The organism is Mangrovimonas sp. TPBH4 (assembly GCF_001280505.1).
Classification (GTDB): Bacteria; Bacteroidota; Bacteroidia; order Flavobacteriales; family Flavobacteriaceae; genus Mangrovimonas_A.
On record NZ_LBIO01000042.1, the window covers coordinates 250,789 to 274,819 of the forward strand.

Genomic DNA, 24,031 nt, shown 5'->3' on the forward strand with positions numbered 1-24,031 from the left:
AGATGAACTCAGATATACATGATTATTCACATAAACGATTAAATATCCTAACGGGAGAATGGGTTTTGGTGTCTCCGCATCGTGCTAAAAGACCTTGGCAAGGGCAGCAGGAGGAAACAACCCCTGATGTGCGTCCAAGCTATGACGAAAGTTGCTATTTGTGTGCCGGAAATGAAAGAGCCAATGGTGAAGTGAACCCGTCTTACAATGACGTTTTTGTCTTTACCAATGATTTTTCGGCCTTGCAAAGTGATTCTAAGGAATTCACTGTGAATGAAGGTCTGTTACAGGCGCAAAGTGAGCAGGGTATTTGTAAGGTGATTTGTTTTAGCCCGGACCACTCCAAAAGTTTGGCGCAAATGAGTGTAGAAGGAATTGAAAAGGTAGTGAATACTTGGCAAGCGGAATATGCCTCTTTAGGAAATGAGCCGAATATCAACTACGTTCAGATTTTTGAGAACAAAGGAGCCATTATGGGCTGTAGCAATCCGCATCCACATGGGCAGATTTGGAGCCAGTCTTCATTGCCAAATGAAGTGGTTAAAAAGGATGCTCGCCAATTGGAGTATTTCAAAGCGAATAACAGAACCTTGCTTTCAGATTACTTAAAGCAGGAATTGGAGCTTAAAGAACGTATTATTTTTGAAAACAAAGCCTTTGTGGTGTTGATTCCATTCTGGGCAGTGTGGCCTTATGAAGCAATGATTGTGCCTAAAACACCTCAAAAGAGTATAGGTGACATGGCTCAGGAAGAAACCTTGTTGTTTGCCGAAGCCATTTCGGTATTGACCAAAGTTTATGATAAGTTGTTCAACTGTTCTTTCCCATACTCTAGTGGGATTCACCAAGCGCCAACCAACGGCGAAGCTAATGAGCATTGGCATTGGCACATGAGTTTTTATCCGCCGTTGTTGCGTAGTGCAACCGTTAAAAAATTCATGGTGGGTTATGAAATGTTTGCAAGTCCGCAGCGTGATATTACAGCCGAAAGTGCTGCAAAAACATTGAGAGGCCTGTCAGAAGGACTCTAATTTTAAAACCGGTAATATGAAAGTAAATGGAATTATTCCATTGGTAATGGCATTGTGTTTGGGTGTGTTTCAGTGGTCTTTGGCGCAGGAAACCTCCCAAAAAAGAAATGTGGTTATTGATGGTAATGGGGTGATGCGATGGGAATCCACCAAGGAAGAAGTGTTTGGTTTTGGTGTTAATTATACAGTCCCTTTTGCTCATGCTTATCGTTCGGCCAAACGTATGGGAATTGATCCCAAAAAGGCCATCGATAGTGACATTTACCATTTTACCCGCTTAGGTTTCGATTTGTACCGAATTCATGTTTGGGACACACAAATAAGTGATGTTCAAGGGAATCTTTTGGAGAATGAATATTTAGAGACTTTTGATTATTTGTTGAACCAACTAAAGTTTCACAACATTAACTATGTCATTACGCCCATAGCGTTTTGGGGAGATGGTTGGCCAGAACCTGATGGCGATACTCCCGGGTTTTCGCACAGATATGGAAAAGCAGATTGCTTGACCAATCCAGAAGCCATAAAAGCACAGCAAAATTACCTCTTTCAGTTTTTAAATCATGTGAATTCTTATACGGGAGTAGCTTATAAGGATGAGCCTAATATCATTGCTTTTGAAGTGAGTAATGAACCGCACCATCAAGGTACGGCTTCAGAGGTGACGGCTTTTGTGAAGGGCATGGTAGAAGCGATGCGGAAAACAGGAATGCAGAAACCTGTCTTCTATAATATGAGCCATGCCGTTCATTTTATGGATGCTTATTTTGAAGGGGGAGCACAGGGAGGAACTTTCCAATGGTATCCTACGGGGCTTGGCTATGGTAAGGAACTTTCTGGGAATGTACTGCCCAATGTCAATGATTATGACATGCCATTTGATGAGGTGATTAAAAAACATCACGGCGCTAAATTGGTCTATGAATTCGATGTGGCCGATGTTGGGAAGTCCTATGTGTATCCTGCTATGGCTCGAAGTTTTAGAAGTGCTGGGATGCAAATAGGGACCCATTTTGCGTACGACCCGACGTATTTGGCTTATGCCAATACCGAGTATAATACGCATTATATGAATTTGAATTATACACCTTCCAAGGCTTTGGCCTTAAAGATTTGTGCGGAAGTGTTTCATGAAATTCCTTTGTATGCCGAATTTGGAAAGTATCCAGAAAATACATCGTTTGGCAATTTCAAAATAGATTACAAAACAGATTTGGCCGAGTATAATGCCGAAGAAAAGTTCTTCTACACGAATACGACTTCATCCACTCCCAAAAATCTTAAAAAATTGGAAGAGATAGCCGGTTTTGGCAGTTCACCTTTAGTGGCATATGATGGGCAAGGGGCTTATTTTTTGGATAAGCTTTCTAAGGGTGTTTGGCGCTTGGAAGTACAACCGGATGCTATTTGGGTGGATGATCCTTTTGGTAAAAACAGCCCGAAGAAGACCGTGGCAGTTATCAATTGGGGAACCCATTCAATGTCTGTTGATTTAAAGGATTTAGGTGAAGGATTTTCGATTGAAGCTATTAATGAAGGGAATGGTTTTCAGTCTCAGGTAACTGGTAAAGTATTTTCAATTCAACCGGGAACTTATATCCTTAGTAAAAAAGGTACCAAAAAAACTTGGTCTGCTAATGATGCTTTTAAAACCAATAAACTCAACGATTTTTATGCGCCTAAAACTACGGTTGATAAACCATGGTTGACACATGAACCTATAAAGGAAGTGACTGAAAATACCCCATTGCCATTGCAAGTGCAGTATGTAGCACCAAACAAGCCAGAAAGCATTCAACTGCAAGGATATTCTTCAAAAGGGCGTTTTCAGGTGGATTTTAAAAATACACAAGGGTATAGATATACAGCAACCTTACCTGCAGAATATCTGCAGATTGGTTTTGTGCATTACAATATTGTAGTGAAAAGTGATGATACTTTTAGGTCCTATCCCGCCGATATGGAAGGCAAATTTTCAGATTGGGATTTTTATGATACCGAAGATTATGTGGTTAAAGTAGTCCCTGAAAGCAATCCTATTTATTTGTTTGATGCGGAAGAGGATACCAATGATTTGGTTCGCCCTTGGCGCAAGGGTTTTAAATTGATGCCAACAGAAGAGAATGGACAATCGGAGTGCCAAATGAACTTGGAGCAATTGTTTGTTGAAGATTCCGAAAACAAAAATGCGGCACCTATTTACGATTACAGTTTTAAACACTTTATCATTGACAAAATTGAAGGCAGAGGGTCTAGCTTAAAGGATAAAACGACTTTGGTTTTTAAAGGGAGATCGTTGACAGATAAACCGTTGCCTTTGCAAATTGCCTTTGTAATGGAAGGTGGCTCTAGTTATGGATGTATGTTGACTTTGGAACCCGAAATGGGTGATTATACTTTAACGCTTTCAGAGTTGAAACCCGTTAAAACGGTAACGCTTCCAAGGCCGTATCCTAGCTTTTTGCCTTACTATTTGGAGCATAAAATCTCTACAGAATTCGATATCAACAAAGTAGAGAGTCTTCAATTCTCTATTGGCCCCGGAATTCCAGAAAACCAATTGCAGAAGCCTCATGGTTTTGGAATGGTGAGTGTGCGTTTGGAATAGAAAAAGCTTCCCGCAAGGAGAAGCTTTCACTCAAACTTAAAAACAAAAAAACTCAAATAAAATTATAGTTTTATCAATTTAGAAGTAGCTGTTTGCCCTTCTTCATTTTTTAGTTTTACCATATAAATACTTGGCATCAGGTTCGAAATATCAAATCCATAGCCTTGTTGGAAGTCACCTGAAAATGATTTTACCAATTTCCCTGTGATATCATAAATCGCTACCTGAGTGGTGGCTTTATTGATTTGGAAACTGTTGTTGGTTGGGTTAGGGTATACTTTAATTCCTTGAGATAAAACATGATCTTCAATACTCAAGGTTGCAGCCAAGTTTCCATAGATTTTAAAGGTTCCCGGCGCCATATTAATCGTGGCTGTTGTACTACTTACTTCCATAGTTGTGTTGCCTGTATTATCCATTAAATCGTACCAAGTCCCTGTATACGGGAAGTTAGGCGCCATGTTTTGTGCTACCACATCGAAATTGGCCAAGATGACCACATTTTTCAATTCAGTAGAAGGAAGGGTATCATCCCAAATATAAATTTTCGGCGTTAAGTTTCCTGATTCAATGGTGTAGTTGCCTTCAAATACGTCTTCTTGGATTTTCAAGGCATTGATACGTGCCCAGTCCTCATAAATTTGGCTTCGGTTAGCATCGCCAAGCCAATTGTTGGCCCATTGTGGTTGCGGTTTGGTGTCCAATTTACAATCGCCTGTACCATCACTATCATTATCCGGTAAATTTACCGAACCATCATTACAGGTATAAATGGAATTCTCCATGCCCAATTCTCCAAAATGCCAAATCATTTTAGGTCCAGGAATGGTTAAACTCACAGCACCAAGTGCTGACATACGCTCTAAGGCCGTGTTGAGCTCAGTAACATTGTAGCTGCCATTGGAGTTTCCGTATTCAAGGTTTTTAAACATCAAACGCTCTTCATCGTGGCTTTCGGCATAACCTACCAATCTTGGTTGATCAAAGCCTCTGGAAACATGTCCCATAGAAGTGATGTCGCCAGTGTAGCCCATGGTTAATTCGTTGTATTGGTGATTCAAGTTCCCCCACAACATAATCCCCTTTCCTTCACCGATGCGGTAGTTGGCCCATTCTATTTCTTCATCCAAAGAGGTCTGTCCATCGTTATTTGCATCCCAATCGGTTCCTAGGTGTTCAAAGATGACATAATGATTGGAGTCCAAGTCCCAACTGAAGTCGGCATACTCTTTAAGTATGGCAACACGATCGGCATTATAATCATTAGTACAGCCTTCGTTGTTAGCGCAATTTTGAGTGAATCCTTTGGTAAGGTCCCATCTGATACCGTCAATTTTAAATTCTTCAATCCAATGTTCCACAACACGCTCTGAGTAGTATTGAGTGCGTTCCTCTTGATGGTTAAAATCGGATCCCACATTATAAGAGTGTGCAGGTGTTTGGTTGAAATAAGGGTTGTCGGAGTTGATGTTCCCTGAATTGTCTGACCACATACGCACCATCGGGTTTCTTCCAAAGGCATGGTTTAATGCGATGTCCAAAATTACAGCAATGCCATTTTGGTGGCAGGTATCGATGAGTTCTTTCAATTTAGCTTCGGTGCCATAAAACTTATCCAAAGCCATGTGGAAAGATGTGTTGTAGCCCCAGCTTTCATTACCCTCAAATTCCATCACAGGCATCAGCTGGATGGCATTTACATTTAAATCTTTGAAATAGTCAATCTTGTCAATAATATCTTGAAAGTTTCTGTCGCTGTCAAAATCACGAATCAAGACTTCATAAATTACCAAGTCTTCTTTTTTAGGTTTTGTGAAGTTGGTCACCTGCCAATTGTATGCTGGTTGGGCCGTTTGCAATACCGTTACTTCATAACTTTGCTCAGCTGGATATTCAGGAAGGTTAGGGTAGGTTGCTTCCGGAATATAAGGGTCATCCCAAGGTGATAATACCAAGGTTGAAAATGGATCGGCTGTTTTTACTTCACTTGGCGAATTGGTTGCCGGCGAATTGGTATAGGTCCAGTATTGATAGGTATAAATTTCACCAGAAGTTAGACCGTTCAGTTCTATCCAAAATTTGGAAGAGGATGCGTCCTTCTTCATTAAATAGGTGCTTGAATAGGGATTCCAATCGTTAAAGCTTCCTGCTACATATACAAAATCTTTGTTTGGAGCATCTAAAACTAAAGTTGCTTTAGTGGCATCTTCGGAATCGTAATTGATGCCGTTTTCCATGCCTTCTGGAAGAGCTTCCACTACCGAGCTGGCGATAATGATTTCAAAAGAAGATTGCCCAGATTCTGTGGAGCCTGAAGGCGTGCCGATAACTGTTACAGTTCCAGATTCTGTTACATTGGTCAACGTCGTGCTATAGGTAGGAAATCCTTGCCCTGTAGCTACAGTGACATTGTTGTAAAGGACTTCAAATGCGCCTACTTGGGTGGTTCCAGCTGATTGCATATAGGCACTAATGGATAGGTTGCCTCCAGATTCCACAATCACAGGGTTGTAATTTGGACTGTTAAAAACGACCGTTACAGCACCTACATAGTATAATTCATCTTGAGATTGTTGGCTACCATCGTCGCTTTTAACCAGCATTCCTATTTGACCAATGCTTGTATCTTGATACAGCTCGGTTGGTGTCATAGTGAATGAGTAGGTGCCATCACCATTGTTGGTGAATTTTTGAGCTTCGTTGGAATTACTCCAATCGCCATTGGTGGGGGAATCTCCTGCTTGATTGCCATTGGTGTCGAAATACCAGGTCCAAAGGTATAGGTCTGCTCCATTGGTACTGCCCCATATGTCGACATCCAAATTGGAGACTGTTATTGTAATTTCATCGGTTTCCTCAAATGGAGAAGGGCTAATGTCAAAGCTAACGTCGCTTTGTGTTTGCCCATATGAGAAGACATATAATGAAAAAAACAGTAATGAGAGTAATGTGTGTTTCATAGCTATTTTATATTAAAATGGGCTATGATTTCTCATAGCCCATTTGTAAAACTTCTTATTGAAGGGTTATGGTTTTGTTGACGGTGTCCATGGTGAGCGTATACGTCCCAGGGGTTCCTACAAAACTGAAATTACTATCGCCATCATTGGCATTTGCAAAGTTGGCATCGATGGTGTAACCTTCTCCTTCATAATATGGATAATTCAATCCAGACCCCCAATCGGCATTTACCGTGAAGAATCTGAAGGCATCGTTTGTAAACGTTACTTCTGCAGAATATACTCCGGCTCCCGTACAAGGGAAGGCTACCGGTGTATCCCATCCCCAACCTGCGTCAGGCACTCCTGCACCAACAATCCAAAGGGTTTCATATTCGCACTCAATTTGCGCATCACCCAAAGTAATGGTTTTATTGATGGTATCTACACTTAAGTAATACTCTCCAGGCGTTCCTGTAAAACTGAAGTTGCTGTCACCATCATTAGCATTCGTAAAGTTGCTGTCGATGGTGTAACCTGCACCTTCGTAATATGGATAGTTCAATCCAGATCCCCAATCTCCTTCTACAGTAAAGAATCTAAAGGCATCATTGCTGAAGTTTACATTTCCAGAATACACGCCGTTTCCAGTACATGGTAATGCAACTGGTGTATCCCATCCCCAACCTGCGTCAGGAACACCAGCACCTACCAACCACAATTGGTCGAACTCACAGTTAGGGCCAACTACAGGAGGGCCTAAAGTAATGGTCTTGTTTTCCATGTCAATCTCAAGGAAATACTCTCCTTCCGTTCCCACAAATTGGAAATTGCTGTCACCGTCATTGGCATTTACCAAGTTTTCGTCAATGGTAAACCCTCTTGACTCATACCAAGGATAGTTAAAGCTAATTGGGCCCCAATCTTGTTGTCCAAAGAATCTAAAGTTACCGCCATTATCAGGAGATAACATTACGTTTCCAGAGTATACACTTCCTTGAAGTAGGAATTCTGCAGGAGAATCCCATCCCCAACCAGCGGTTGTAATCCCAGCACCAACACCGTAGATTACAGGTAGAAGTGCAGTTTCATAAGTTGTAACGGTAATGGTAATAACATTTGAAATACGCTCTAAATCTCCTGCAGCAGTATCAATTACCGAGCGGATTCTAATATCCATTGATCCAGCTGTTTCTGGTTCAATACCTAAGTTTAGGGCTACCTCATTCAATTCACCATAGGTCATTTCTAACATGGAGTCCTCGGTAGTCCCTAAGGTTTCTACAGTTGCGAAATCGGTTCCTGCAATGGCCCCTTCAACATAATAGTTGATGGTTGCCGAAGTGTTCTCTGAAAAGTCAGGGTCGTTCCATTCTATTGTTGTGGCAATCTCATCTTCGGAAATATCCGTAAGTACTATTTCAAATGAACTATCTGGACTGGTAATTACAGGATTGTTTTCAGGGTAAGAGCTAATCTTCATTTTTAGCACTTCTGAAATATCATCTCCTCCTAGAATTCTAAAAAACACATCAGACTCTTCAAAGGCCTGAATGTTATTGTCCAATAGAATAGCGTTAAGTTCTCCAACAGTCATTGAAAATGAAAGAGACGTAGAAGTTCCTAAGGTTAAGGGTGCTGTAAATTCTTCATCGGCAGCCATTTCAACCGTGTAATTGTCGGCTCCAGAAATGTTGTCCTGCCAAACCAAAGTAAGCGCCACATTTTGATTGTTAGCTCCATCCAAAAGCAAAGTTGCATTTTCATTTGGAGAAACAATCTTGAAACTTTCGGCGGGATCGATGAAGGTGAAATCATCGGAATTGTTACAATTTACAGCTACAAGCAGTAGTGCAAAAGCAGAAAATATTTTTAATAAATGTTTCATCTTAAATTAGTTTTGGATTAGAGAATAAGTGTATTCCCTTGGGTTAGATAGGTCTAAAACCACATGGTAATTCCCTGCAGGACCATCGAAAGTAAGATCTCCTCCAGCCTGAAGGAAGCCATCATCGTTAAAGGATCCCAATTCAATAGACCACTCATTGTTTGCTCTAAACTTAAATGGACCAGGTTCAAGATCAATGTCTATTTCCAAAGTTCTAGTAGAACTATTGTAGACTAAATCAGTGTCCGAATCCCATCCTGTAGGAGTGGCTTCACCAATGATACCCCAATTTGTGGCAGTTGTGGCATAGGTAAGCTCCCCAGTATTGGCTTCTACAAAGTAATAGCCAGCAGTGGCAGTACAATCGGTCTCGTCATCGGCAACAAGAATTCCCGTAAAGCTACCGTCGTCTCCCCAATCGGTGTTCCCCCATTGGAAGGCACCGGCCGCGTCAGGAGCCAAGAATTTGTAACCTCCATCTAGCCAAACATACCCTTCGTAATCGGTTTCTCCAAAGGCAGAAGATGCTAAAAGCGGTGCTGTTGGAGGATCCCAACCTTGGTGGTTTCCAGGAACTGCCAATTTAGGCAATGCCGTAGTGAAAGGTGTTACGGATACTGTAATGGCATTGGAATAAAGTGGCATATCACTTTGGTTCCCAATGGTTGATTTTACTCTAATATCCAAAGTTCCTTCAGTAAAAGGAAGCAGTCCAGCTCCTACTGCATATCCGTTGAAGGTTGCAATGTCCAAAGACAGTACATTAGAACTAGTGGTTCCTATCACAACAGGTTCTTCAAAATCGGTACCGCTTTGTGCCGCTTCTACGATATAGCTTATTTGGGTTGGCACACCATAATCGGCACTTTCCCAAGTAATCGTAATGGCTGTGTTGGTTTGGTTTTCAAACGGATTTAAGGTATAGGACTGTCCATCGTTTGGTGTCAAAATGTCTCCAAAAGTCCCTTCGGAAATCTGGAAGTCACCGTGGCCGTCATCGTTGCTACAAGCAACGAAAAACATGGTAGCCACGATTAAACAATAATTTATAAGCTGTTTCATTTTCATCTGTTTTTAGTATCCTGGGTTTTGGGTAAGGTTAGGATTGGTCGCTAAGTTATTGTTAGGAATCGGGAATAGGTTTCTGTAAGAATCTACAGAGATTCCGTTAGGTTGATCTCCTTTCCAAGGCCATAAATAGCTACCGGTAGTAAACTGGTTGTAACGGATTAAATCGGTACGTCTTAACAACTCCCAGTACAATTCTCTAGATCTTTCGTTCAAAACAAAGTCCAAAGTAAGGTTGCTGGAAGTAATGTTTCCAGAGTTTCCTTCAAAGGCTCTTGATCTTATTTCGTTGATTTTTTGAACCGCCGTGCTCATATCTCCATTGCCTCCTCTTAAAGTTGCTTCAGCGTAGGTAAGATAGATTTCTGCCAAACGAATCAATGGCAAATCGTTGTCGGTTCTTAAATCTTGACCAGAACCAACTCCAGGGTTACCGTTAGTATCGATATTTTTGAATTTGGTTACCGCATACCCATTACTGAATTGCGAGATGTCCTCAATTTCCAAAGATTGTCCGTCGGTATAGAACATGGCTCTCATATCGCCCTCTTCAAAATTGTTTACCAAGCTACTGGTAGTTCTTAAACCGGCCCAACCACTGTCTACACCATAATCTGCAGGAACCATAGAGCCTCCAATTTGTGCATGCACCAAGAAAGTTGTTCCTCCATAGGTTTGGGTTTGTACACCGTCAAAATTCAAGGCGAAGATGAACTCGTTTTGAGCGCCGTTACTGTCGTTGTCTGCCAAGAACAATTCGTCATAAGCTGTTCCGTTTCCGTTCCCGTCACTCATGTTAAGGGAGTAAGACGAATTCATGACTTCGTTACAATAGGTGATACAGTCGTTATAGCGGTTTTGACCCGTATATACTTCTGCATTCAGGTATAATCTGCTCAACAAAGCCCAAGCGGCTACTTGGTCTACACGGCCATATTCATTGCCTCCACTGGCAGGTAACAAATCTTTTACTTCCAATAATTCGGCTTCTACAAAATTGAAGACTTCTTCTCTAGTGTTTTGGGAAGGTAAAGTAGTGGCAACCGTAACTTGGATAGGAACATTACCATACAAATCCATTAAGTTATAGTAAGCATAAGCTCTAAGGAAACGAGCCTCCGCAATGAAGGTTTGTGCTTCCGGATCGGATAATTGTCCTGCATTTTGAATGAATGAGTTACAGAAAGACACTTCTTGACCCAAGCGGTTGTACATCGCATTGGTAAAGTCGTTACTGTCTGTCCAGTACATCCCGTGCATGTCTGCAACACCAGCATCACCCCAACCTAATACGGCGTGGTCTGTGGTCAATTCGTTCAAGTAGAACAAGGTTCTGGTGAATTGTGAGAACCCTTCATCGATGTCATCTGGATCTAAATCGGGATTTCCAGCAGGACCTTGCTGTCCCGTCACCGCAAATCCGGCATATAATTTTGCGAGAGCACTTTTGGCATCTTCAACATTGGCGTATACATCCTCTTCCGTAAAGCTATCTGGGTCTATGGGAGATTGGTCCAAATCACTGTGGCATCCCACCAAGGCCAGGGCTATAAAGGCGTATGATATTTTATTTAAGATATTTTTCATTGTTACAATTTTTTAAAAGTCAATATTAACACCGAACACAAAGGATCTTGGTCTTGGGTAAAAACTGTTGTCAATACCTCCACTAATTTCAGGGTCTAAACCGTCATAATCTGTAAAGACTGCTACGTTTTGAACAGAACCGTAAAGTCTGATCGTAGTATCCTTGATAGCGTGGTTTAGGGTGTGTCCTAAAGTAATGTTGTCTATTCTGAAGAATGACGCGTCCTGGATAAAGTAGTTACTTAACAAAGTGTTGTCTGTAATCTGTTGGAATCCTGAGTTCAAATATTCAGAATGGATGTTACTCAAATAATTGTTACTTGAAGGCACTACATTATTAAGATATGCATTTCCGGAAGCTACGTTGTTATAGGCATAGTTACCGATGCTTGCTCTTGTTTGTACAGAAAGATCCCAGTTTTTGTAATATACATTGGTGTTCAATCCCATCAATACATCTGCATAAGGATCTTTGTAGATGAATTTATCGGCATCATTAATAACATTGTCACCGTTTCTGTCTACAAATGCCCCTTCAATTGGTTTACCATCTTCGTCGTAAATTTGTTGGAATACCAAGAAGCTATAAGGTGTTTCTCCTTCAACGTGGGTTTGGATGTTGTTACCAACACCTCCCGAAATACCTCCTACAAACTGTTGGTCTGGCATGTTGGTAACTTCGTTGTCATTTACAGAAACATTATAGTTTACAGACCATTCAAAGTCTTCGGTTTGTACAGGGATTACCGTTACATCAAATTCGATACCTTTATTTTCCATGTCCCCAATGTTAGCGTCAATTCTGTTGGAGAAGTTGGTAAATGGGTCAACCGTAGAGGTTGCAATCAGGTCATTTGTTTTTCTGATATAGGCATTAAATGATCCAGAGATTCGACTGTTAAGGAATCCATAATCCAAACCAATGTTGGTAGTTTGGCTAATTTCCCATTGAAGGTTATCATTGATGGCCTCTGGTCTGTAAGTAGGGTAATAGGTGCCTCCAAACTGATAGGCCGCAAGTGAGTTACTTCGGGTATAGCGTGTAAGGTATAAATAATCACCTAATCCATTGGTGTTACCTACGGTACCAAATCCTACTCTTAATTTCAAGGTGCTTAAGGCCTCGCTATCTTGTAAAAACTCTTCGTTTTTGATATTCCACGCCAAAGCGGCAGAAGGGAAATAACCCCAACGATCTTTTGAGTTAAGTTTGGAAGAGGCATCAGCTCTAAAGGTAGCCGTTAATAAATAACGTCCTTTATAGTCGTAGTTCAATCTACCAAAATAAGATAACAATACGCTTTTGCTCTTGTCTATATACTCAAACTGAATGTCACTGTCTGGGTTGGCAATGGCATTTAATTCATCTAGACTGCTATATGAATAGCCATCAAATTCAAACGATTGATAGGAGTATCCTGCAACTACATTTAAGTTGTGGGCGTCATCATCAAAAGAAGAATTATAAGTTAAGTATGCATCAAACAATTGGTCGGTACGAGATTGAGAATATGAATTTCTTGAATATTCATCTCTATCCATTACATCCTGATCTGTTGTAGGAATAAGGTTTGAAGTTACCGTTCTACCATTACTACTGGATTTATCCAGACCTAGGTTAACTGTAGCTGTGATGTCTGGGAAAAAATGTAGCTTATAGTCAATTTTTGCATTCCCAAGGAAACGTCTTACTTCCGAAGTGTCGTCAACCAGGTTTAACAATGCAACTGGATTGGTAGGAGCTAAACTAATATGCGTTCCACTGGCATCGGTCCAATCAAAATAACCTCCGTATTGAGAGTTGGCATCGTATACTGGCTGAGTTGGATCGTATACATTCGCTGATCCAATAGCGCCTCTGTTTGCAAAAAAGTTTTCAGTATACTGCCCCTTGGCATTCAATTCAATCTTTAGGTGATCATCCAATAATTTAGGAGTTAAGCTCAGGGCTCCCGTTGTTCTCTTGAAGTTATCCCTTCTAAGGATACCGTCATGATCAGAATACCCTAGAGAGGCTCTCATTGGCACTCCCCAAGCGCTTCCATAGGCACTAAAGTTGTGGTCTTGACCAAAGGCATTGTTGTAAATTTCATCTTGCCAATCGGTATCTTGATCCCCTAACAAAGCCAGGGTGTCCTCATTGGTACGAGGGTTGTTGGCAACTACTTCCCTAAATTCATCTGCATCCAATACATCTACTCTAGCAGTCGAGGTATGGTGGGTGGTAGATGAGCTTAAGTTAAATTTAAACTCATTGTCCTTACCTTTTTTGGTGGTAATCATAATTACCCCATTACCCCCTCTGGAACCATAAATGGCCGTTGCGGAAGCATCTTTAAGAACTACCATGCTTTCGATGTCGTTAGGGTTTACAAGGTTCAATGGGTTTCTTGCTCCACCAACAGCATCATTGTTAATAGGAATACCATCTATTACAATAAGAGGGCTGCTGCTAATCGTTAAGGATCCCGTACCTCTAATGAGGATATTTTGTCCTTCACCAGGAGCGCCACTACCAGATGTGATGGATACCCCTGCTACCTTACCAGTAATTAACTGTTGGGCAGAGACAATAGGACCTTTGTTAAAGTCTTCAGTGGTTACCATATCTGCTGTTCCTGTAAGGTCATCCTTTTTCACAGCACCGTAACCAATAATTACAACTTCATCCAATTTGGCGGCATCCTCAACCATACTAACGTTTATGGTGCTTTGCCCTGTAAAAGTGATTTCTTGGGTAATGTACCCTACATAGGAAAATACAATGACGTCTCCATTGTCGACATTCAATTGGTAATTTCCATCAAAATCGGTTGCCGTCCCTGTGGAGGTGCCCTTAATAATGACATTTACCCCAGGTAGTGGCAAGGATGAAGATTCTTCCGTTACTACCCCTGATAGTTGGGTCTGCGCAAATAGGAATGAAGGCAGCATGCAACACAGGAATAATAAGTAATTTAGCGTTGTTTTCATACAATTCTTTTGAATTAGTTTGTTAACTTTATTTAGTTATATTTTCACTTCTCAATGATAAAACTAGGTAAATTTTATGTCAATTTTTCTGATATCCATTTTATAGGGGTTGCGCAAACGTTTTCGTGTTGAAAACTTTAGCTCAAAATATGAAATAAATGAATATCGGACCAAGAATTTAACAGATTATCAATTTAGAAGTATATTTATTGCCGGAAAAGAAAAATTTATGAAGAGAAAGGTTACGCTAAAACAGATTGCGAAAGAGTTGGAGGTTTCCATTGGAACCGTGTCTAAAGCCCTTAGAAACAGTAAGGAAATTAGTGAGGATACGCGTGAAAAAATTCAGGCGTTTGCGAAACTCTATAACTATAAACCAAACAATATTGCCCTAAGTTTAAAAAACAGGAAAACCAAGACCATTGGGATTATTATTCCGGAGATTGTGCACCACTTTTTTTCCAAGGTCATTATGGGGATTGAAAAGGTGGCTAACAAGCGAGGTTACAATGTTATTGTGGGGTTGTCCAACGAGTCCTTCGACAAAGAAGTTATCAATATGGAAATGTTGGCCAATGGGAGTATTGATGGATTCATTCTTTCCATTTCTAAAGAAACTTTAATGCAGCAGGATTATCACCATTTTAAGGAAACTATTGCTCAAGGAATGCCCATTGTTATGTTTGATAGGGTGGTTAATGAAGTGGATTGCGACAAGGTAATCGTGGATGATTTACAAGGCTCCAAAAACGCCGTGAAAAAATTGATAGCCAATGGTTGCAGGCATATTGCAATTATTACTACCAAGGATTATGTAAGTGTAGGACGTTTAAGGACCCAAGGGTATTTGGAAGCCTTGGAAGAGCATAAGTTTGAACCGGAATCTGGGTTGATATTGAAAATTGTAGAAGAGTTGGATACCGAAGATCATTTGGAAGAATTGGAAAGGGAAATAGAATATCTGTTCAAAGACAATCCAGAATTGGATGGCATTTTTGCGGTGAATGAACTCTATGCGCTTACGGCAATGAAAGTGGCAAGACGCTTGAATAAGAATATTCCAGAAGACCTTCAGGTGATAGGGTTTACCGATGGCGTACTGTCCAAACACGCCACTCCAGGCCTGACCACCGTAAGCCAGCATGCCCTGCAAATAGGGGAGAAAGCGGCGGAACTTTTAATAGATAAATTGGAAGGCGAAACCGAGGAAGAGCGCTATCAAACCGTGGTTTTGGAAACCGAATTGATAGAACGCGAATCCACCAAATAAAAAAGTTAACACCTAGGTAACGATCTTTTTATTATCTTTACACCCGATCAAAACTTATATTTTCACTTCTCACCTATAAGTTTTGATAAGTTAACGCTTATCAAAATAGTATCAATTAAAATGTACTATTTAAATGAAAAAGCGTGTATTAGGCTTTTGGGAAATCTGGAACATGAGTTTTGGGTTTCTCGGAATTCAAATGGGGTTTGCCCTTCAAAATGCCAATGCCAGTAGAATTTTACAAATTTTCGGAGCAGATGTACATCATTTGTCCTGGTTTTGGATTGTGGCACCTCTTACCGGATTAATTGTTCAACCAATCATTGGGCACTACAGCGACAAGACCTGGACTCGATTGGGCCGAAGGCGACCTTATTTTCTGGTAGGGGCTTTGCTGGCTGCACTTGGGTTGGTGTTCATGCCTAATGCAGATATGTTCACTGCATTTATGCCTGCCATTTGGGTAGGTGCCGGAATGTTGATGATCATGGATGCTTCTTTCAATGTGGCCATGGAGCCGTTTCGCGCCTTGGTTGCAGACAATCTACGAACAGATCAAAGAACCTTAGGGTTCAGTATTCAAACAGTTTTAATAGGTATAGGTGCTGTGGTTGGTTCATGGTTACCTTATGTGCTTACTAACTTTTTCGGAGTTTCCAATTCTGGGGAGGATGGTGGCGTGCCTCTTAATTTATTACTTTCCTTTGGGATAGGAGCCGCTATTTTGGTGATAAGTGTTCTTGTTACGGTTTTTAGGACCAAAGAATATTCGCCTGAAGAGTTGGCTCAAATGTCAGATCAAGAAGAAATACCCGAAGATGAAAAATCCAGTTTGATGGATATTTTCACCGACTTTGCTAAAATGCCTGAGACCATGAGGCAATTGGCTTGGGTGCAATTCTTCTCTTGGTTTGGTCTTTTTGGAATGTGGGTGTTTTCCACCCCAGCTTTAGCGCATCATATTTATGGATTACCTGTAAGCGATACACATAGTGAAACGTATCAAAATGCGGGTGATTGGGTAGGTGTGCTATTTGGAGTGTACAATTTGGTTTCTGCAATTTTTGCCTTCTTTTTACCCGTTATAGCGGCAAGAATTGGTAGAAAACGAACCCACGTGATATCATTGATTATTGGAGGTATTGGTTTAATATCCATGTATTTCTCTCCAAATCAATATTGGTTGATTTTATCAATGGTAGCGGTAGGAATTGCTTGGGCTAGTATCCTCGCAATGCCGTATGCTATTTTGGCGGGGTCCATTCCTGCTAGAAAAATGGGAGTGTATATGGGGATTTTCAACTTCTTTATCGTAATCCCTCAAATTATTAATGCCTTTATTGGCGGACCAATCGTAAAATATTTTTACAACGAAAATGCCATGTTGGCTTTGGTAACTAGTGGAGTGAGCTTTTTAATTGCGGCACTTTTAGTGAGAAGAGTAAAGGATGTGGATGAAATAATAGAAACAGCAAATGAATAAGAAAGGATTTATTTTCGACCTAGATGGTGTAATTGTAGACACTGCAAAATACCATTTTTTGGCTTGGAAAAAGTTGGCCAATAGCATTGGCGTGGATTTTACCGAAACACAAAACGAACAACTCAAAGGTGTGAGTCGTGTAAAATCGTTGGAAAAGATATTGGCTTGGGGCAACAAAACAGTTTCCGAAGCAGAATTCAAGGAACTTATGGATTCCAAAAACACCGATTACCTGAACTACATCGAGCAGATGAACGCTTCAGAAATTCTACCGGACGTTCCTAAAGTTCTCAATTACCTAATAGAGAACAAACAGGGAGTTGCCTTGGGATCGGCCAGTAAAAATGCCACGGTTATTTTGGAAAAGGTCGATTTGCTTTCAAAGTTCGATCAAATTGTGGATGGTAACCATGTGGTAAAAGGAAAACCTAATCCGGAAGTGTTTTTGAAAGGGGCGGAAGCGCTTGGAATAGAACCTAAACACTGCATAGTGTTTGAAGATGCGTCGGCAGGAATCGAGGCGGCCAAGGCTGCCCAAATGATTGCCATTGGCATAGGAGATAAAACGGTATTGGGAGATGCCGATTATGTATTTAATGATTTTACAGAAATCTCAACAGATTTTATAAAAGAGCTTATTAATAAATAGAAAATTAAAATATAACAGAGAAATGCTGTTTGTAAGCCTAGTAGCGAAGCGGTCTATTTTCTTTGTTCTTTTATCTAGAAAACGATGAATCAAGATTATATAAAACCAGACAATTGGTCCATTATTGAGGAAGGGTTTGAGCCAGATCGCATTAAATCCTCAGAGAGTTTATTTAGTATTGGAAATGGAGCCATGGGCCAACGTGCCAACTTTGAAGAGCAGTACTCCGGTCCAACATTCCAGGGCAGCTATATCGCTGGGGTTTATTATCCTGATAAAACCCGTGTGGGCTGGTGGAAAAATGGTTATCCAGAGTATTTTGCCAAAGTATTGAATGCTCCCAATTGGATAGGGATTAATGTGTATGTAGATGGCGAGGCTTTGGATTTACACCTTTGTACAGAAGTTAAGGATTTTGTTAGGGAACTGAACATGAAAGAAGGTTGGTTGTCTAGATCCTTTACGGCAACACTTCCAAATGGAGTGGAAGTGCAGGTGGTATCCAAAAGGTTTTTAAGTCTTGATTTAGATGAATTGGGCGCCATCAATTATTCGGTGACACCACTCAATAAGGATGTTACTATTGTTTTTGAACCTTATTTAGATGCAGGAATCACCAACGAAGATTCCAATTGGGATGACAAGTTTTGGAACATTACCAATATCACCCACAATGGCGTGCAGGCCTTCATAGAGGCCCATACCATGAAAACGCAATTCCATACCTGTACGTTTATGGAATCGCAATGTTTGGTAAATGGTAAAGCACTTGCTTTAAACCCAAACATTTCTCAAAACGATACCAGAATCAGTTTTGAATACACTTCAGATGTAAAGGCAAATGACACCTTTACTATCAACAAAATGGGAGGTTATGTGGTCGATAGAAATCACGATAAAACCCATTTAATTGCGGCGGCCAAAAGTGCTTTGCAAGAGGCCTATAACTTAGGGTTTGAAGGTTTGTTGGCAAAACAAAAGGAGGCTTGGGCCAATATTTGGGCTATGGCCGACATCACCATAGAAGGCGATGTAAAAGCACAGCAGGGAATCCGTTTCAATATTTTGCAATTGAACCACACTTATTTAGGAAAGGATGCACGATTGAATATTGGACCAAAAGGATTTACCGGTGAAAAATATGGCGGTAGTACCTATTGGGATACCGAAGCTTATTGTATCCCGTTCTACATGGCTACCAAAGATCAAAATGTGGCAAGAAGCTTGTTGGAATACCGTTACCATCATTTGGATAAAGCCATTGAAAATGCTGAAAAATTAGGCTTTTCAAATGGAGCGGCTTTGTATCCTATGGTAACCATGAATGGAGAGGAATGCCACAATGAGTGGGAAATCACTTTTGAGGAAATTCACCGTAACGGAGCCATTGCATTTGCCATTTTTAACTACTACAGATATACTGGCGATTACAGTTATATTCCAGAAAAAGGCTTGGAGGTATTGATTGGGATTGCCCGTTTTTGGCATCAACGTGCGACCTTTTCAACAGCAAAAAATAAATATGTCATCTTGGGCGTAACAGGTCCGAATGAATACGAAAACAATGTCAACAATAATTTCTACACCAATTACATTGCGCAATGGTGTATCAATTATGCTTTGGAAAACATTGAAAAAGTAAAAAGCGATTATGCCGAAGATTATTCCAGAATCATGGACAAAGTCCAATTGGGAGCTGAGGAACTAAAAGCGTGGAAAGATGTGTCTAGCAATATGTATTTCCCATATTCCGAAGAGCATCAAGTGTATTTGCAACAGGATGGCTTTTTGGATAAGGAATTGATTACGGTTGCCGATTTGGATAAATCCGAGCGTCCAATCAACCAAAAATGGTCTTGGGACCGCATCTTGCGTTCACCTTATATCAAACAAGCCGACACCTTACAAGGGTTCTACTTTTTTGAAGACCATTTTTCTACAGAAGAATTAGAACGTCATTTTAATTTCTACGAGCCTTTTACGGTTCACGAAAGTTCTTTGTCGCCATGTGTGCATAGCATTCAGGCTGCAAAATTGGATCAAATGGAAATGGCTTATACCTTTTATTTGAGAACCTCACGTCTGGATTTGGACGATTATAATAAAGAAGTGCACGAAGGACTTCACATTACGTCCATGGCAGGGACTTGGATGAGTATTGTAGAAGGTTTCGGAGGAATGCGCGTGAAGGAAGACAAGTTGTTCTTCGAACCGAAAATTCCAAAGGAATGGACCAGTTATTCTTTCAAAGTAAACTTCAGACATCACATTTTGAAAGTGAATGTGTCCCAAAAGCAAACGAGCTTTGAATTGGAAACGGGTGAAACTTTGGACATTTTGGTGAATGACCAATTAATTACAGTAACAAAAGGAACTACGGCGACTTTGGGATAGCCCAGAGTTTGGAATAAAAAGTAAAGAATCGGTATTAAAGGAAAAAAGATGAAGAGAGTTAGTATATTATTTTTAGTGTTGTTTTTGGCCATTCAGGGCATTTGGGCCCAGGTGCTCCAATCGCCAAATGGGGCCTTGGAAATGGAATTTTCGTTAAAACAGAACGGCACGCCAACCTATCAATTGTCCTACAAAAACAAGGCTGTTGTAAAACCAAGTAGTTTGGGCTTGGAGCTCAAGGATGATAAAGCATCCTTGTTGAATGGCTTTGAAATTGTAAATACCGAAACAGCAACTTTTGACGAAAATTGGACACCTGTTTGGGGTGAAGAACAAACCATTAGAAACCATTATAATGAATTGGCGGTAACTCTAAAGCAAACCGAAACGGATCGCACCATGCGCATCCGTTTTCGTTTGTTTGATGAGGGCTTGGGCTTTCGATATGAATTTCCATCGCAGCCAAATTTGGTGTATTTCGTTATCAAGGAAGAACGTACCCAATTTGCAATGGCAGGAGACCATACCGCGCTTTGGATTCCTGGAGATTATGATACCCAGGAATACGATTATACCAAATCGAGATTGTCTGAAATTAGAGGAAAGTTTGATGCAGCTGTAACAGGAAACGCTTCACAGGAACAGTTTTCTAAAACAGGCGTGCAAACAGCTTTGATGATGAAAACCGATGACGGTTTGTATATCAACATCCATGAAGCGGCCTTGATCAATTATTCCTGTATGCACTTGAATTTGGATGACAAAAACTTGGTGTTTGAATCTTGGTTAACGCCAGATGCCAATGGGGACAAAGGCTATATGCAGGCCCCTTGTAATACGCCTTGGCGTACGGTGATGGTAAGCGATGATGCTAGGGATATTTTGGCGTCAAGAATTACCTTGAACTTGAATGATCCTTGTGAAATTGAGGATACCTCATGGATTAAGCCCGTGAAATACATTGGTGTTTGGTGGGAAATGATTACGGGTAAAAGTTCTTGGTCCTACACCAATGATTACCCTGCAGTACAGTTGGGCGTAACCGATTTTTCCAAAGCAACGCCTAATGGAACTCATGCCGCCAACACGAAGCATGTTAAAGATTATATTGATTTTGCTGCCGAGCATGGTTTTGATGCTGTTTTGGTAGAAGGTTGGAACGAAGGTTGGGAAGATTGGTTTGGAAAGTCGAAGGATTATGTCTTCGATTTTGTAACCCCATATCCAGATTTTGATGTGGAAGGCATTCACCAATATGCCAAATCAAAAGGAGTTGAAATGGTTATGCACCATGAAACCTCAGGATCGGTTCGTAACTACGAGCGCCATTTGGAACAGGCATATCAATTTATGAACGACCATGGGTATACTGCCGTAAAAAGTGGCTATGTGGGAGATATTTTGCCAAGAGGCGAAAACCACTATAACCAGTGGATTGTTAACCACTATCAATATGCTTTAGAGCAGGCAGCCGAACATAAAATCATGATCAATGCTCATGAGGCAGTACGACCAACTGGTGTTTGCAGAACATGGCCTAATTTAATTGGGAACGAATCGGCAAGAGGAACCGAATACCAAGCTTTTGGAGGTTCAAAACCTAACCATGTGACCATTTTACCATTCACGCGTTTAATTGGAGGACCGATGGATTATACCCCTGGTATTTTTGAAATGGATATCAGTAAGCTTAATCCTGCCAACCAATCACATGTCAACAGTACTATTGCTAACCAATTGGCATTGTATGTAACTATGTACAGTCCGTTGCAAATGGCGGCCGATTTACCAGAACATTATAAGCAGTTTATGGATGCTTTTCAATTTATAAAAGACGTGGCTATAGATTGGGAGAAAAGTGTGTATTTGGAGGCTGAGCCTGGAGAGTACATCACCATTGCAAGAAAAGAAAAAGGGGGTAGCAGTTGGTTTGTTGGAAATGTAAACGGTGTGGACGGCAGAACAGCTGACATCAAACTGGATTTTCTGGAAGATGGAAAAAAATATTTGGCCACTATTTATGCCGATGCCAAGAATGCTCATTACAAAACCAACCCACAGGCTTACACGATTAAGACAAAAAAAGTGACCAGTAAATCTAAATTGTCGCAGTATTCTGCTCCAGGAGGAGGTTTTGCCATTAGTATAACAGAGATTAAATAAGAATTATGAAACAAGTGTTGGGGATATATTTTGGAGGGCTAAAGCATACGGTTATTTGTGGTGCTTTTCTTGGGCTGAGTCTATTTACAAACGCTCAAATTGAAAGGGTGGAACCACCCAACTGGTGGGTAGGTTTTAAAAATCCATCTGTGCAACTATTGGTGAAGGGGGACGATGTTGGTGAGCTTACGCCAAGTGTGGAATCTTCGGGAGTGACTATTGTAAAAGTCCATAAAGCCGATAGCCCCAATTATTTGTTTATCGATTTGAACATTGCTCCATCGGTGAAAGCAGGGAGTTTTGATATTGTCTTTAAAAATGGCAGAAAGGAAAAGGAACGCATCACTTATGAGCTGAAACAACGTGACAAGTCTTCGGATCAATTTGAAGGTTTCAACAGCAGTGATGCCATTTACTTGATTACGCCTGATCGCTTTGCTAATGGTGATACATCTAATGATGTGCGTGTCAACATGAACGAAAAAATCATCGATCGTAAAAACGATTATGGTCGACATGGAGGGGATATTGAGGGGATTATTCAGCATTTGGATTATATAGAAAGTATGGGCTTTACCGCCATTTGGCCAACGCCCTTGTTGACCAACGATATGCCTGAATCTTCATATCATGGCTATGCCATTACCGATTTTTATGAGGTAGACCCAAGGTTTGGGACTTTGGAGGATTACAAAACACTTTCACAACAAGTATCTCACAAGGGGATGAAACTCATCATGGACATGGTAGCCAACCATTGCGGAAGTTACCACTGGTGGATGAAAGACTTACCTTTTAAGGATTGGGTGAACCAACAAGAGGCTTATGAGACTACTGGAAAGGTGAAAAACTCCAATCACAGACGTACGACCAATCAGGATTTGTACGCCTCCAAAATTGATAAAAAGGAAATGAGCGAAGGTTGGTTTGTACCTGCAATGCCAGATTTGAACCAGCGAAACCCTTTCATGGCTAATTATATCATCCAAAACAACATTTGGTGGGTAGAAACCCTTCAATTGGGAGGCCTCAGACAGGATACGTACCCTTATCCTGATAAGGAATTTATGGGAAAATGGGCTGGTGCCATCATGACCGAATACCCTAATTTAAATATTGTAGGGGAAGAGTGGAGTGTGAATCCTCTCTTGGTAAGATATTGGCAAACCGGAACCCCCAATAAGCAAGGCTACGAATCACATTTAAAATCTACGATGGATTTTCCTATGCAGGAAGCCATTGTGAAAGCTTTGAATGAAGAAGAAACTTGGGGAACAGGTTTGGTGAAAATGTATGAAGGATTGGCTAACGATTTCGTCTACACAAATCCAGAATCCATAATGGTGTTTCCAGATAATCATGATATGGATCGTGTGTTTACCCAGTTAAAGGAAAACATTCCGCACACCAAAATGGCCCTGAGTTATATGGCTTTGATGCCTCGCACGCTGCAGATGTACTACGGTACGGAAATACTCATGCAGAACACAGCCAAACCTCATGATCATGGACTGATTAGAACTGATTTTCCTGGAGGTTGGGATACTGATGCAGTGAATGCCTTTACAGGAAATAGTTTGTCTGCTGAAAAGAAAGACATGCAGCAGTTTGTAAAATCCTTATTGAATTATCGCAAGCAAAGTAAGGCGATCCATGAAGGAAGTACTATGCATTTTGCTCCCGAAAATGGGGTGTACTTACTGTCTAGAAACTTGGGGGATGAAACTGTAGTTTTAATCATCAATAAAAACGATACGGCGCAAACAATTGGTTTGGATCGTTTTGCAGAACTAGAACTTGAAGGGAAATCTATGACAAACATTCTTTCCAAAGAAAAAATAGTTTGGGAAAGAAATGTAACATTACCTGCAAAGGGAATACTGCTTTTATCAACATTAAATACATTTTAAAATACTATTTGGTTATGATTTTCAGTCGTTTATGTTATTTTGCAGTAGCGCTTCTTCTCGTTTTGCGA

Annotated in this window: 13 protein-coding genes; 8 read left to right on the forward strand and 5 right to left on the reverse strand. The window is 40.7% G+C overall.

Features of this window, described 5'->3' with window-relative positions; genetic code table 11:
• Positions 1-2: 2 nt before the first annotated feature.
• Positions 3-1,031, forward strand: a complete 1,029-nt coding sequence (locus ZA05_RS06815) for a UDP-glucose--hexose-1-phosphate uridylyltransferase (protein WP_053990926.1) — start codon at positions 3-5, stop codon at positions 1,029-1,031.
• A gap of 16 nt (positions 1,032-1,047) precedes the next feature.
• Positions 1,048-3,639 (forward strand): hypothetical protein, encoded by a 2,592-nt coding sequence (locus tag ZA05_RS06820; protein ID WP_053990927.1) that lies wholly within the window; start codon positions 1,048-1,050, stop codon positions 3,637-3,639.
• A 62-nt stretch (positions 3,640-3,701) separates the two neighbouring features.
• On the opposite strand, the gene ZA05_RS06825 is transcribed toward ZA05_RS06820, so the two are convergent.
• The 5 genes from ZA05_RS06825 to ZA05_RS06845 are packed head-to-tail and all read right to left on the reverse strand — an operon-like array spanning position 3,702 to position 14,094.
• On the reverse strand, positions 3,702-6,599 hold the full coding sequence (locus tag ZA05_RS06825; RefSeq protein ID WP_053990928.1) for an alpha-amylase family glycosyl hydrolase: 2,898 nt from the start codon (positions 6,597-6,599) through the stop codon (positions 3,702-3,704).
• A gap of 55 nt (positions 6,600-6,654) precedes the next feature.
• Positions 6,655-8,466, reverse strand: coding sequence for a SusE domain-containing protein (locus tag ZA05_RS06830; protein WP_053990929.1), 1,812 nt, complete (start codon positions 8,464-8,466; stop codon positions 6,655-6,657).
• A 6-nt stretch (positions 8,467-8,472) separates the two neighbouring features.
• Positions 8,473-9,528: a SusE domain-containing protein gene (locus ZA05_RS06835; protein ID WP_053991047.1), complete on the reverse strand. Its 1,056-nt coding sequence runs from the start codon at positions 9,526-9,528 to the stop codon at positions 8,473-8,475.
• Between the two features lie 12 nt (positions 9,529-9,540).
• Positions 9,541-11,121, reverse strand: a complete 1,581-nt coding sequence (locus ZA05_RS06840) for a RagB/SusD family nutrient uptake outer membrane protein (protein ID WP_053990930.1) — start codon at positions 11,119-11,121, stop codon at positions 9,541-9,543.
• 12 nt (positions 11,122-11,133) lie between these two features.
• Positions 11,134-14,094, reverse strand: a complete 2,961-nt coding sequence (locus ZA05_RS06845) for a TonB-dependent receptor (protein WP_053990931.1) — start codon at positions 14,092-14,094, stop codon at positions 11,134-11,136.
• Between the two features lie 229 nt (positions 14,095-14,323).
• On the opposite strand from ZA05_RS06845, the gene ZA05_RS06850 reads away from it, so the two are divergent.
• From ZA05_RS06850 to ZA05_RS06875, 6 genes are all read left to right on the forward strand, one after another.
• Positions 14,324-15,364 (forward strand): LacI family DNA-binding transcriptional regulator, encoded by a 1,041-nt coding sequence (locus tag ZA05_RS06850; protein WP_053991048.1) that lies wholly within the window; start codon positions 14,324-14,326, stop codon positions 15,362-15,364.
• A 133-nt stretch (positions 15,365-15,497) separates the two neighbouring features.
• On the forward strand, positions 15,498-16,847 hold the full coding sequence (locus tag ZA05_RS06855) for an MFS transporter (RefSeq protein ID WP_053990932.1): 1,350 nt from the start codon (positions 15,498-15,500) through the stop codon (positions 16,845-16,847).
• A complete protein-coding gene (gene pgmB / locus ZA05_RS06860) occupies positions 16,840-17,496 on the forward strand; it encodes a beta-phosphoglucomutase (RefSeq protein WP_053990933.1) in 657 nt (218 codons plus the stop codon). The genes ZA05_RS06855 and pgmB overlap by 8 nt, the downstream gene beginning before the upstream one ends.
• Before the next feature lie 84 nt (positions 17,497-17,580).
• Positions 17,581-19,890, forward strand: coding sequence for a glycoside hydrolase family 65 protein (locus tag ZA05_RS06865; protein WP_053990934.1), 2,310 nt, complete (start codon positions 17,581-17,583; stop codon positions 19,888-19,890).
• 48 nt (positions 19,891-19,938) lie between these two features.
• Positions 19,939-22,053, forward strand: a complete 2,115-nt coding sequence (locus ZA05_RS06870) for a glycoside hydrolase family 97 protein (protein ID WP_053990935.1) — start codon at positions 19,939-19,941, stop codon at positions 22,051-22,053.
• Positions 22,054-22,058: 5 nt separating this feature from the next.
• A complete protein-coding gene (locus ZA05_RS06875) occupies positions 22,059-23,963 on the forward strand; it encodes a glycoside hydrolase family 13 protein (RefSeq protein WP_053990936.1) in 1,905 nt (634 codons plus the stop codon).
• Positions 23,964-24,031 lie beyond the last annotated feature (68 nt).

Excerpts from the sequence above, each read along its gene's own strand:
- ZA05_RS06815 (WP_053990926.1), top strand. The coding sequence starts at position 3 with ATGAACTCAGATATACATGATTATTCACATAAACGATTAAATATCCTA.
- ZA05_RS06820 (WP_053990927.1), top strand. The coding sequence starts at position 1,048 with ATGAAAGTAAATGGAATTATTCCATTGGTAATGGCATTGTGTTTGGGT.
- ZA05_RS06825 (WP_053990928.1), bottom strand. The coding sequence starts at position 6,599 with ATGAAACACACATTACTCTCATTACTGTTTTTTTCATTATATGTCTTC.
- ZA05_RS06830 (WP_053990929.1), bottom strand. The coding sequence starts at position 8,466 with ATGAAACATTTATTAAAAATATTTTCTGCTTTTGCACTACTGCTTGTA.
- ZA05_RS06835 (WP_053991047.1), bottom strand. The coding sequence starts at position 9,528 with ATGAAACAGCTTATAAATTATTGTTTAATCGTGGCTACCATGTTTTTC.
- ZA05_RS06840 (WP_053990930.1), bottom strand. The coding sequence starts at position 11,121 with ATGAAAAATATCTTAAATAAAATATCATACGCCTTTATAGCCCTGGCC.
- ZA05_RS06845 (WP_053990931.1), bottom strand. The coding sequence starts at position 14,094 with ATGAAAACAACGCTAAATTACTTATTATTCCTGTGTTGCATGCTGCCT.
- ZA05_RS06850 (WP_053991048.1), top strand. The coding sequence starts at position 14,324 with ATGAAGAGAAAGGTTACGCTAAAACAGATTGCGAAAGAGTTGGAGGTT.
- ZA05_RS06855 (WP_053990932.1), top strand. The coding sequence starts at position 15,498 with ATGAAAAAGCGTGTATTAGGCTTTTGGGAAATCTGGAACATGAGTTTT.
- pgmB (WP_053990933.1), top strand. The coding sequence starts at position 16,840 with ATGAATAAGAAAGGATTTATTTTCGACCTAGATGGTGTAATTGTAGAC.
- ZA05_RS06865 (WP_053990934.1), top strand. The coding sequence starts at position 17,581 with ATGAATCAAGATTATATAAAACCAGACAATTGGTCCATTATTGAGGAA.
- ZA05_RS06870 (WP_053990935.1), top strand. The coding sequence starts at position 19,939 with ATGAAGAGAGTTAGTATATTATTTTTAGTGTTGTTTTTGGCCATTCAG.
- ZA05_RS06875 (WP_053990936.1), top strand. The coding sequence starts at position 22,059 with ATGAAACAAGTGTTGGGGATATATTTTGGAGGGCTAAAGCATACGGTT.